Origin of the sequence: Pseudanabaena sp. FACHB-2040 (assembly GCF_014696715.1) — a bacterium.
Lineage (GTDB): Bacteria > Cyanobacteriota > Cyanobacteriia > Phormidesmidales > Phormidesmidaceae > JACVSF01.
In genome coordinates, this window is the sequence record NZ_JACJQO010000014.1 from 18,782 (window position 1) to 31,490 (window position 12,709).

Annotated in this window: 4 protein-coding genes; 3 read left to right on the forward strand and 1 reads right to left on the reverse strand. The window is 54.2% G+C overall.

The features are described from left to right. Positions 1-281: 281 nt before the first annotated feature. Entirely contained in the window at positions 282-3,926 is a 3,645-nt protein-coding gene (locus H6G13_RS17175) for a caspase family protein (protein ID WP_190484990.1), read from the reverse strand. Between the two features lie 142 nt (positions 3,927-4,068). Here H6G13_RS17175 and H6G13_RS17180 point away from each other — a divergent pair, with 142 nt between their 5' ends. Genes H6G13_RS17180 through H6G13_RS17190 form a run of 3 tightly spaced genes read left to right on the forward strand, consistent with a single transcriptional unit; the run spans position 4,069 to position 12,298 of the window. Continuing rightward, the gene (locus tag H6G13_RS17180; protein ID WP_190484992.1) at positions 4,069-5,952 is read left to right on the forward strand and encodes a hypothetical protein; all 1,884 of its coding nucleotides are present in this window, start codon (positions 4,069-4,071) and stop codon (positions 5,950-5,952) included. A 42-nt stretch (positions 5,953-5,994) separates the two neighbouring features. Continuing rightward, on the forward strand, positions 5,995-9,366 hold the full coding sequence (locus H6G13_RS17185; protein ID WP_190484993.1) for a hypothetical protein: 3,372 nt from the start codon (positions 5,995-5,997) through the stop codon (positions 9,364-9,366). Positions 9,367-9,370: 4 nt separating this feature from the next. Continuing rightward, positions 9,371-12,298 (forward strand): CHAT domain-containing protein, encoded by a 2,928-nt coding sequence (locus tag H6G13_RS17190; RefSeq protein ID WP_190484995.1) that lies wholly within the window; start codon positions 9,371-9,373, stop codon positions 12,296-12,298. The last annotated feature ends 411 nt before the right edge of the window (positions 12,299-12,709 follow it).

The window sequence follows — 12,709 nt, forward strand, 5'->3', positions numbered from 1 at the left end:
CAACTGCCTCTCTCCTTCTCCTGTAATGCTAGGCGGCATACATTTTATTTAGTGATAGGATCACCCTCCTCTGAGTCCGATGTCTTCATAATCCAACAGACTAGCTTTTTTGTAGTAGTTAACAAGCAGACTAGTTTTGCTGGTTGACTGACAAAAGTTAGTCAGGATCACGTCTTTCCCATTCCCGAGCTAGAGCGAGGCTTTCAGATATTGATAGCACTTATGAACTTGTTTCGCGGAGTTCCTAAAGCTGCTCTACACAAAATTCCCTCTGCTTAGAGTTATCGAAGAGCGATAGTTGGGATAGAAGAGTTAGGGTTGTTTGATTGCTTGTGAAACAGCCAGATCCCAAGGGCAGCACTAAAGCCAGAAATAACTAGTAGGCCGACCAGCCAAAACTTGATATGGCGATTAAGGTTTCTATCTGGGTGATTCTGATTGGGTTGAGGGGTATTACCAGAATATGCCCTATGAGATAACAGGTTAGTTTCTACTAGGGCTTGACTCAAAGTTTCGAGTGCTGCTGCATCGGTTAGATAGCTAAAATGATGGCAGGCTACTTCCATTGACCTCGGTATAGGGGACCGTTGTGGCGGTAAGGATCGAATGCTGTAGACTGTCGCTGCTAGGTCATTTGATTGGCTCATAAAGGGAAACTCTACCACTGTCCGGCCTACTCGATCTAGCAACCGAATGACCTGGTTGCGAGTAGCCATATTTGGTAGGGGAATGAGCGATGCATTACCTGCTATAACGGTGTAAGGAATTCCTGGGTCAGTACTATCAGCAAGAGACTTCAAGAAATCTGAGCCTGGCTTCATCTGATCGAGGGTAACATCGACCAGCTCAATGACAGCCATCAGGCTGCCCAGCGCTTTGACAGGTAATGCAACTGAAGACAAGCTATTAAGGCCAATGGTTAGGGCGGCAGTTGCCCAGTCCTGAAGGGTCGGCCAGGGAGATCCAGCATTGGGGGTACCCAGCATAATCAAATGTTGCACAACCTGATGCCCATCCTGTTGCTCAATGAAACACCGAGCAACTAATCCCCCTAGGGAGTGAGCTATCACGTGCAAGGTTTTGCCGTGGTTGGGAGTTAGCCCTACAGTGGCTAGGCGATCCTTCAACTGTTTGGCTAGATCAGAGATGGAGGTATTGAGGTTTTCATAGTCAAAGGTCAGCACCAAATCATACAGGCTAAGCAGAGACTGGCCTTCTTCGCCCTGGGCCTGACGGACCCCTAACACCATGCTTTGCGTATCACCAGCAATCCCGTGAAGCAGCAGCAAAATTGTCTGAGCGGCCGATATCTTCTGCGCAACAGAGCTTCGATCAGCCTCGTAGCAAAGCGTTTCCTCTATTCCTTTTCCCACTGCAGCCAGAATGGGATAGGGAAACTCAAGCCCCAGCTTTTGCGCCACTACTTTTTGGAAGAAAATACGGATGCTGCCTCCCAGACTCCGAGTTCCTTCACCGATTGGATTTGGCAGCCGCTCTAGATAAATTTCGGTTTGGTTGCCGTGGGCCTGCCCTCGGCCTAACGGCAAAAAGAACTCTCCGTCAAAGGCAATGGGTAAAACATATTCGTGGGGTTGGAGGGCAATCGGGGCAACCAGCGTTAACGGTTGCGCGGGGGTCACAGTCTCAGCGTTGATAACGTTCTTTAGCTCAAGGACATTCAAGTCAGATTTAACGTTGCGGCTGGTTGCGAACTGCAGCGGCTGAGAGACCTGAGGATCTGCTAAAAGGAGGGGGGGCAAGCCGGGTTGATGGAGGTTACGGGTTGCGGTAGCCGTTGTTAGGCAGGCAGTACCTCGCAAACTGGGGTGCGGTTTGAGGGTTACCCCCTGCCCCAAGTCGATAGCTTGGGCCGCGTCAATCGGCGCAGTTGGTTGGGGACGGACAATGGTAAAGGTGATTTGACTTGTCATCCAATCGTCATAAATGGTGTCTTCGGTTGCGGGGGTGAGGCTCAAGTGCCGGGTCATAACTCGCTGCATCAAACGATTTAGAGTACCCCCTCGAGTTTGGGACTGTGTTAGCGAACGCTTTAAAGGATGGCCTAGCTCATCCTGCTCTAGCAGAGTCGCATCGAAGTCGGCGGTGCAGGCAATGGCTTTGAGAATGTCGCAAAACTCGGTGACGCCCTGTTGCCACAAAACTTTGGACACATTGCCATAGATGGGCTGTCCCTGAGCGACCCAGACCTCTTCTCTGGGGTTTAGCCGCACGGTGCCCCCAATCAGTAGAGACGTGATTTGAAAGGTTTCGGTTAGGTCGTAGAGGGCGCAAAACAGCGTGAGGTCACTCTGGTTAGAGAGCTTAATGCGAAAGGTTGGCTGTTGCCACTGTTTTCGGCTGGCGTCCCATTCGTAAGCCAAACGAATCTGGGGCTGAGTCAGAGGTTCTGCCTGATTGCCGCGATAGATTTGAATGCGCAGGGCATCCGCTGGAATTTGACTGATGGTGGGGGGAGCGAGATCGGCAACGGTCATCCACCGGGCTAGCTGTTCTAGCTGGTGCACAGTTTTTGCTGCCTGATCGAGCGTATATCCCTGCAGCGGGCTCACTAGCGGAGCAGCATCGGCGGGGCGGAGGATGCTGTAAGTATTATCCTGGGCCAACACTCTTATCTGAGTTAGCTCGGTTGTCGCTGGCTCTCGCAGGTAGGGGGAGGGCTGACCGTTGGGGCTAGCGGTTTGTAGGGCTTGGCGGATCAGCTGAACAGCATCAGCATCCCCATCCAGAGAAACGGTTGTGGCTGGCAGGGGCACTGCGGTCAGCACTGCCTTGAAAACAGCCTGTGTATCGGTCAAATGCTCGCTGCCATGGGTGATACGCAGTTGGCTGAGTTGGGGAAACACTGCGACGATCTCGGCCTGTGCGATCGCACCCCCAGCATCCTTCAATAAGTCTGAGGCGATATGGAAGGGAAAGATCGCTATCTGGGGCCATTCATCAGCGCTAGGGATAGGAATGCCGTGGACGCTGCCGCTGTTGATGATCCAGCCGTGGTCAGCGCTGTAGGAAACGGTGTAGTAGACATGCGATCGAGCAATGGCTCCCCCTAAAAAGGGCTGATCTAGATCGGCTGCATGGGTGGCCTCCAGCTGAGGCGACTGAGCGGCAACTTGACTCTGCACCCGGGCCTGAGTGCGCCTAAAGAGGTCGCGGTAGGTAAGTGGCCCACTGGTCTGTTTTAGAGTTTCCAGCAGAAAGTATGAGAAGGCTCCCCGGTGGGTGCCGCCGCCAAAAAATTCTCGGGCCTCTTCGTGCTCGCGGCAGGCGGCCAGCAAGACGTGACGACCTCTGGAAAATTGCCCTTGGGTAGCAGCGGGATGGGCACTCCGGGCTGCCGCAAGGGTAGAGAGGTCAGCGGACGTTAGCAGGAATGTGTCAAAAGGGCGCTGCCGCGTATCGGCTGGAACTTGCCGGGTTGCAACCGACTGTAGCGTCTTGCGCGTGCCTGTTCCAGAATGACAGCAGTCCAAAATCACGATGATGTGGGGATCGGCTTGGGCGACTTCGGCAATCAGGGCGGCTAGCTCTTTATCAGCTAGATCCCACTGCCCCTCCAGGCGGCTATCCCAGCAGACCAGGGTTTCGTTAAACCGATCGGGCTCGATGGCCCAAAACTCGGGGGGTGACGGAGCCTGAGAACCGTGCCCGCTGTAGTAGAACAGGGCGACATCGCTCGACTGGGCCTGACTCAGGTAGGTGCGAAAGCCCTCGATTATGGCTTGTCGGGTTGCCTGTTGATTGACTAGTCGGTGGGGCGGCTGTAGCACATAGCCTGAGTTATCTCGAACCCACCCGTGCAGGTATTGCTCGAAAGCTTCGATGTCATTGATGCAGCCCCGCAGCGGAGACAGAGGGCTGGGATACTGGTCAATGCCCACCAAAAAAGCGTACACATTGCGAACCATAGAGCCGGGAGGGTGAGATGTGAAGTTTTCGGGAATTGTCCGTATTTTCGCTGAAATCTCCTACTAAAGTAATCTGCAGAGATTGCTTCTCCTAAAATCGTCACAGTCTGTCAAGCTCGCTCATTCCATCCCAGAATGCCCTATGACACTGACTGCCCTGATTGCTCGCCCCCAGCAATCGTCTTTGCGCGTTTTTCCAGCCATTACTGCTGATTTCTATAGCTCATCTTCTGTGCCTGAAGCAGCGACCCCTGATCGGCAGGCGGCGGTTAATCTGATTGCCTTGGCTTACCGTAATCTGACTAAGGCGCAACTCTTTTTTGCCCGCAACCTTAGTCCTCAAGATCATCTAGCCCGGTTGCTAATTCAGCATCGGCTGGGCTTTGAGGCCGAATTATCGGCCCAATGGCAGCGGGCCGATTTTTACTGGCAGCAGGTTCAAAATCAGCTTATTGCTCTCAGGAAACAGGGCTTTTTTTGGCAGGCTTTGGCTGACGATCTGGCGCGGGACTACCCAGATGCTGAAGGGCTCAAAGACCCTATTACCCTCAGGCAGCGGTTGGTAGAGGAGCTGCTGATCGATACCCACTGTGGGTTTTACAACGGGCTGAACCAGTTGCAGCAAAAGGCGGCAGACAGTTCTCAAGCGGGGAGCGGGTGCGATCGCAACTTTGCTCACCTCTGCTTCCTAGAAGCCCTCCTGCCCCAGTCTTCCTTACCTTCAGAGAGCTGGCTGGCGATGCTGGCCCTGCCCTGGCAGCAGCAGATTGAGCGCTACCGAGCTGACCAAAACTGGCGAGAGGCCATTCGTCTCTGTCGCCATCGCCTCAGCGTCTATCCCAAATCTATTGCTTACCAAACAGAACTGGCGGAGGTGGAGGGGGCAGCTATTTTGGCGACCCTCAAAAAAAGGGAGTCGCGGCAGCAGTTTAGGGCCAATGCTCGCTGTCTGCAAAAAGGCATTCGTCAGTTTGAAACGCTGGTCAAAACCTACCCCTACAATTGTGTGCTCTACGACTACCTAGGGGATCTGCATCATCTCCACGCGATTCAGCTGGGCAATGCTGGAGAGGTGGCTGCAGGGCTAGTTGCGGTGGAAAAAGCCCTGACCTATGCCCCTCAGCTTAAGGGAGCACTCTCCACTCGCAACGACCTCGCCCAGCTGATGAACCAGATCCAAGATCAGGTAGCGCAGATAAAGGCAAATCTTAAACGACAGCCCAATGCTCGCCTCACGGCTCAGGGACAGCAGCTCATAGCTCAGGCGAAGAAAGGCTTTACCTCAAGAGACGCCTATGTGAAGTCGCCGCAGGTCATTGCTATTCAGTCATCGGTGAAGCTGGCCCAGGCAATGGAGGTCTGGCGCACCCTGCCCGGGTTTCCCCCTGATCCGACTGAGCAGCAGGCCCTTGCCCTCTACAACAGCCTTAGCCAAATTCTGCAGCAGCCCCCTCCAGATAAAGCCTCCCTAACGGACGACTGGCAGCGGGTGAGTCGGGCGCATCCTGACCTGGCGGTGCTTCCTTCAGGCCCTATCTGTGCCTTTTTAGAGCAGCGCCTTTGGAAAACTGGAGCCGCCATCCCGATTGTGACGCCCCCGCCGCCTATCGAAAACCCCGTTGTGCTGCCAACTCAACTTGACCCTCAGCCCAGCCACGAACCGCTGCTGCCCTGGCTATTTAGCCGCCAAAACCCGGTTCTAAAAACCCAGATGGCGCTTGCGATCGCAGCCCTTCTAGCCGCAGGTGGTCTAGGTCTCTACGAATTTTCGGTGCGCACGACCCGCGCTCGGGCCTATGCCGAACTGGTGACCGCTGCTCAGGCCGATCGGCCCCTGGTCGTGATGGAGAGCGCCGAAACCTTTTTGTCTCGCTCTACCCTAAGCGGCAAAGATGCCCGCGAAGCCCAGGTCAAGCAGCTCTATACCCAGGCTTTTGTTAGCTGGTTCTTGCAGCAGCCCAACTCGCCCGAAGCCGCTACCCTACAACGCTATGGACAGCGATATCGGGAACTGACAGCAGAATAAACCCCAACCCCCATCGTGCACTACAGCTTAAAGCCCCCTGCTATGAGAAAACAATTCCGCATCCTCAGCTATATCGGGCTTGCGATCGCAACAGCCCTGATGATCCTGCTATTTGCCAACGGCATTCCAGCCGGATCGACAAGCCGAGCCATTGCCTTAGACAAGCCCTTCAATGACTTTCCTGAAAACGAGACTCAATTTGTTGACTTTCGCCTAGACGAACTCAGCTTTGCTGACTTGAGCGATCGGGAAAAGCAGGATCAACTCAGAGATTGGCTACTGTTTACCATTGCCTCCGATCACAGTCTGACAGCCGAGGAAATCAATCAGGGGCTCTACGACCTCTCAACCGTGCGGCAGGGCTACATGCGCCCGGTCTCAAATTTTGAGTACGGCACCACCCGGTCGCTCCATGTGGGTAACGGCGAGGTCGTCGCCCTAATTCCATCTGAGCTAGAGGCGGGGCAACGGTCGGATGCGCTGGCCCACATTGCTGATAAGCACCGCAAGGATTTGGGGCAAATGCCCAGCAGCTTAGTGGTCTTTGAATACGAACTGCACCCCGAGCAGCAGTATGGGCTACTGACCCGTCGGGAAGTGGTGGATGCCGAGCCACTATTTACAGCAGCAGCAGGCTACACAGAAGCCCGCATTGAAATCCTGCCAGACCTGCAGCAGTTCATGAACGAGATTGATGACCTCACCTATGCCCGACAGCAAGGAGGGGGCCTGATTCTCGGCGGGCGCAAACTGCAGGGACGCAGCTATCGCGGCATTCGGGTTGAGGATGTGGCCGCCATCTGGCAGTCTGAGGAGAAAATTCGCCAGAACTTTGCAGCCTTTGAGGCCAAGTGGAATGCCAGGCTGAATGAAGCCTCTCCTCTTGAGCGCGCCGAGATTGAGGCACAGGCTCACCAGGAAATGGCTGAACTGGGCTTGGTCAGCGGCAGCGGGTTTTCCCTCGATCCAGCCTATGACTTTCGAGCATTTGAGGCAGCCTTTGATCAACTCAGCTCTGATTTAAGGGGCTACATTGCTCTCGGTGGTGCCCCGATTACCGAGGAGGATGTGCAAAGCGCTGAGGCAGGGCTAACCGCTGATGATGAGGTGCCCTACCTGATTTTGGTGGACAAGCTCAAAACCAGTAGCAATCTCAACGATCAATATCTGGGTGATTACTTACAAGAGCAGGAAAAAGCTTTTCAGTTTCAGCAGGCCCGGTACGATGGTGACTTAAAGGGCACCGAAGTGGGTATGGTGTTGTTCTACACTGATCTGCTGGCTAAGCTCTGGTCCCAAGACCATCGTAGCAGTGCCCCCCAGGAAGCCGTTCCTGACTTCTTGCCCTCCACTCAAATTACCAGCAACATTGCTTCAATCTACAAGCAGGAAACCCTCGACTTTCCCAACACTCGGATTTGGTTTGGGCCGCAGGACAAGGGCTTTCAAATCACAGATGCTGACAACAGCCTGTTGTTTGCCCGCAATGCAACTCGCATCTATGCCGCCTCTTCCAATCCGTTGCGCCCCGGAGAAGAAACCGTTGCTTCTGCCCGCTCAGAAGCTTTTATCGGCTGGTGGAACGACCATTACGAAGAAGTCGCCGCCTATGAGCCTGAATATGAGCGGTTGAATCAGATTATGAAGTGGAGCCTGCTGATTGGCTGGCTTAACAATGAGGGACAGAGTCACAAACTCGACCTTCTCAAGACGGTGTCGGTCAAGCGGGATGCGTGGTTCCCAGACTGGGCCAGAGCCAACCAAGATCGCCTCAAGTTTAAGGACTGGGACAGCGTCGGTTTTTACAAGCAGGGGTATTTGGGCACCACCACTGAAGCCATGCCCATCCTGTACTCAGAGACTTTCACTTTCTTTGGAGAACCCAACTGGTTCATTCAAGGAGGCGTCTCCTTAGCCGATGAAGCTCTCTTTCAAGGCCGTAAAGCTTTTTCCAACGTCGATGACTTGAATACCCTGGCCTATCGTTCAACCATTGACTACAGCACTCTGCAGACAGCCGATGATCAGCTCAGCTTTACCACGCTGGAAGGAACGGTCTATCGCCTGTTTGACCAGCAGCCAACCCTGGCCTCTGTGGCGGCTAAGGCCAAAGAAGGCAGCAAGCTGCGGAGTCGCCTGAGCGAGCTGTCGAATCTGGAATTTGTTCGCAACCTGGTCCGCACAGATGACGGCCTCAGCGTTAGTACCTTCATAGGGCAAACCGAACTTGGGCGCTTGAAGACAGCCCGTACTGGCAATGGATTTAAGGTAGGCTGGCACGGGCGCGACATCGATGATGGTCAATTACTGGTGCAGCAGATCCAGCAGGTTACCGACCAGCCCCTCGATAGCGTGCTAAAAAATCACCCGATGGTGGCTGCCGCTGCGCAGATGAGTGACGGCAGCTATGCAATTAAATTGCAGGGATCGGATGACTGGATGCAGATGGCCGCAGGGGGCGGCGGCAGCGACCTTCCTCCAGACTGGCATGCGCGCGTCGGCAGCTTACCAGATGACCCTAGTGCTGTCAGCAATGTCGTGCTGCGCTGGCTTGATGATGAGCAGATGTCAGGGCAGGTAGCTAGTCGCAGAGCCCAGATATTTGTAGATAAACGATTTGACTCGTCCGCAGATCTGAATGCCGATGACCTGATGCAAAACCTAAAGCAGCGAAACTATGCTCAGGTGGCGCAGCAGATTGCTGACGATCCGCAAAAAGTTCAGGCAGTTGCTCGGGAGCACATCAAAGCAGAGCTGAAAGTTATTGACGCGCTGCACCGAAACCGACAAACGGCTGGGGCGCTGCAGCGGTTAGACGATCTCATTGATATTTACGGCCGACAGCCTGAGCTAATGGTGAAGAGGGCTTTGCTGGATATCGATCGCAGTCGGCTCTCGGTGCGGCGGATCGATCCCAATGGTGCGATCGCAGATCCCATTCGCAGCCAGGAAGACTTTTATGCTGTCATCAACCAGATTTACGGCAGTTCTGACGCCAAGGCTCACTTCAAAGCAATGGTCACCTCGAACGAAGTGATCTATATCCAAGACTCCCCCAGCTTCAATAACGTTGACCCCAGCATCCCCATTGCAGGGGCCTTTCCCTTTGGCTCCGAAGCCCGCGCGTATCGGCTGGAGGCAGGCAGCATTGGCAATGCTCACATTGGTGGCGGTGGGTATGACGATCCGATTGGAGCCTTCTTGACGGGTAGTGATGGCGTTAACAGCACCGCTCCCGACACCTTTAATCTGAGCAATTACGCCAATCTCCCTACAGGGGGTGCCGCCGACAGCGAGGAAACCTGCGAAGAGGAAATACTCACAGCAAATCAAACTGCTGCCGCCCAACCCACGCAGGGCCGCATCCGCTGTCCCCACGACGTCTACATCATCATCGACGAAACTACCCTATAGCACCATGTCAACCGAATCGGCTTATCAGCGACAGGCGGCCCTTGAAGTTGCGATCGCAGCCGCTGAGCGTAAACGCAGCCAGGGCGATCTGTTAGGAGCCTATGCCGACTATCAGGCCATTGCTGCTGAGCGCCTGGGCGGCGACTACACAGCTGCCGATCTCACGATTCTGCAATCCCTGGCAGATCTGGCAGTGCTGTGCGGTGATTTTCAGCCAGCCGATGATGTGTTGGTCAGCCTGGTCGCTCTGTGCCGGCAGGCCAAGAACCTACACCGGGCTGACTTTGCCACTCTCAAGCGGATTCACTTGGCGCTAGATCGGGGGCAGTTGCGACAGGCCACTGTCCTGTTTGAGGAAATGGCTGCTCGCATCGGCTCTATTGAGGCGATTGACATCACTCCCCAGGGGCTGCTGACCTGGGAGCGTAAATGTCGCTGGCCCAATACAGATATGGCTGATCGAACGGTGCTGTTCACCTTGCTCTATCTAGAAATGGGGCGGCTGCTTAGCGCTCTGGGGCAGTACCGAGATGCCCTGGAAATGCTGAACCGGGGGCTAACCCACGCCACACCCGGCGACTCTCAAACGATTCCTGTGCTGGCGCGATCGCAAGTACCCTGGCTGCAGCTAGCAATTGCCCAAGCTTGTTTAGAGTCAGGGCTACTGCCGGAGGCAGAGGCAGTTTTAACCGTGCTGCAGCCATTACTCGGAGCTCAGCAAGAGCGGATTCTACAAATTCAGTGGCATACACTGGCTGGCAAGCTGGCACTACTTCGAGGCGTGTTTGGAGACGCGTTAGACCATTTTCAGAAGATTCTAACCCTGTGCCACCAGCTCAAGATTCAGCGGGGAGTTGTCATTGCCAGCCTAAATTTGGCCCAAGTGCTGATTGTGCTGAACCAGAACCAGCTTGCCCAAGAGCATCTGATCAGCATTGCCGACGACATCGAGCATTCCCAAGATACCCATCTCAAGGCCCGGCTGGCGCTGTTGCAGCGGCTGGCCCAAGCCCGCAGCCAGTCTTTAGTCGCTGGCAGTACTTTCTCGGTGTCTGATTTGCTGCAGGCAGGGCCGCCAGATTCAGAGCCCACTCAGGCCGATGCCAGTTCGCTGCAAGACGAGGAGAGCTTTACCTTCGACCGCAGCCAGTCACCTAACTACCTAACCTTTTTTGAAGATCGGGTGCTGGAGTTTCAGTGGTATCTCAGTCAGTCGGATCTGGGGGGAGCCACCACTCTGCTAGCCCACATTCAGGCAGTCTTTGTCAGCACTGATTCCCAGCTCATTCTGGCCAAAATTAAGGCCTTACAGGGCATGCTGTCTTACTACCGGGGACTGCAGCAGATTCATGCTGGGGATCAGCGGGAGGGTGAGCAGCAGATTCGGTGGGCAGCGGTGACTTTGGAAGAGATGCGATCGCACCTCGCCCGCATGGGTCTCAAGCCCGAACAGTGGCAGGCACAGCGAATCCTAGGATGGTGCCTAATGCAGCTGCACCACCCTACCGAGGATCAGGAAAAGATGGCAGCAGCAACGACCCAGCTGCTAGAGCAAATGACCCAGTCCCTGTCCCCCGAACAGCAGGTTATCTTTCTGCTCAATAAATGGACTGCCGACGAAGAATACATCGCTACCCAGATCGTGCACCTGCAACAGCTGGTGCAGCAACTGCAAACAGCGCCCCTGCACCAGCGTCCTCGCCTGGGGTGGCAGCTCCTACAGCGGCTCAATGGGCTGATCAGCCACATCGATAGCTACCGAGGCATCCTCGTCAAGCGGACGCTTCAAGGCAGCAATTCTGAAGCAAGCCCGGTACCAACCCCATCCCTCTGGAGACGACTGCTAGAGCAGCCTTGGCGACGAGCAACGCTCTCCTTTCTGGTGCTGCCCGACCAGGTATTCGTCGTGCGAAACTGGCGCTTTTGGATCGACTTTTCAGTGGTTCCTCTTACCCGGCTAGAACTGCGTAACCTGATCCAGCAGTGGTACAAGCCATTGCAGCCTCAGTCTACCCGTCGAGGTCTGAGCCTAGAGCCAGAACCAGAAGACGAAGAAGCTCTGCAAACGCTGCCCACCAGCGAAACCATTGCCCAGACCCTAACAGAGAAACTTAACCTGCCTGCGCTGCTAAGGTTGCCGAACTATATTCGTCGTCTGACTATCGTTCCGGATGATGTCCTGCATATCTTTCCCTTTGCAGTCGTAAGACACCAAAATCGCTACCTGATCGAGACCTATGCGTTGAGCATTGCTTACGAATCCCTCAAAACAGAAAACCCTCCGTCTCCGCCTTTACCTAAGCAACAAACACTGCTTGTCGGGGTCTCTCAAGGTTCAAAACATTTCGCTGCCCTACCCGGGGTTAGCAGCGAAATCAAGTCAATATACACTTGTCTCACCCGGCAAAAAATCATTCCCCAAGTTTTGATGGATGCTGACGTCAGTAAAGAGTCTTTGCTGGCAACTTTGGAATCTACTTCATTTCTGCACATTGCCTGTCACGGCGTCTTTCACCACAACCAGGCTGACCAATCAGGATTGGTGCTCGATCCTCAGGTAATACCCCCTGGCGTGCTCAGCCTACGAGAAATCTCTCAACTCAACTTAACAAGACTGCGCCATATCACCTTATCGGCTTGCTCTTCCGCTGATCACTTGGTGCTGCCTGGTCGCTGGGTGATTAGCTTGCCTGAAGCCCTATGGCGATCGGGTACCCACAGCATCCTAGGCAATCTCTGGGAAGTCTACGACCAATTGGCGGTTGCCTTTATGAAGCAATTTTATGACTACTTACAGACATTACCTCGCGATGAAGCCTTGCGACAGACTCAACTCGACTGCTTACATCAGCGGCTACCTGGCACTGAAAGGATGAACACCTGCGATCCTAAGTATTGGGCTGGGTTTACCTTGTATGGTCAACCTCAGTAGATCAAAAATTCGGTAGTGCTGAATAGTAATGCCCACGAATGAAGGTTAAACTCATCACCGGGGTCGCCCCCGACGATGGTCTGCAGAACTGGACGTGAAAGTTTCCCAACATCGGGCTCCTCAACGATTTGGTGAGTGACAGTCATACCTTTCAACTGGGTGCTGAATTTTGCTCAGCGGCAGATCTGGCGTGGCGACAGTGTCTATGTGAAATTTGTGAGAATTGAGGGTCTTTGCTTCTCGGAGTGTTTGGCTCATATCTTTGCTCCATCAAAGTCCTGCAAAACGAAAACACGAGATTTACCTCGTATTCTGAAAATGCGAGGTAAATCTCGTGTTTGTCAATCTACGACCTGAAATTATGACAGACATTTCCAATCAGTTCCGCTCTGGCACGTACCGCAGCAAGCT

Bases quoted from the DNA above. Each gene is read 5' to 3' on its own strand.
- H6G13_RS17190 (WP_190484995.1), top strand. From the start codon at position 9,371: ATGTCAACCGAATCGGCTTATCAGCGACAGGCGGCCCTTGAAGTTGCG.
- H6G13_RS17175 (WP_190484990.1), bottom strand. From the start codon at position 3,926: ATGGTTCGCAATGTGTACGCTTTTTTGGTGGGCATTGACCAGTATCCC.
- H6G13_RS17180 (WP_190484992.1), top strand. From the start codon at position 4,069: ATGACACTGACTGCCCTGATTGCTCGCCCCCAGCAATCGTCTTTGCGC.
- H6G13_RS17185 (WP_190484993.1), top strand. From the start codon at position 5,995: ATGAGAAAACAATTCCGCATCCTCAGCTATATCGGGCTTGCGATCGCA.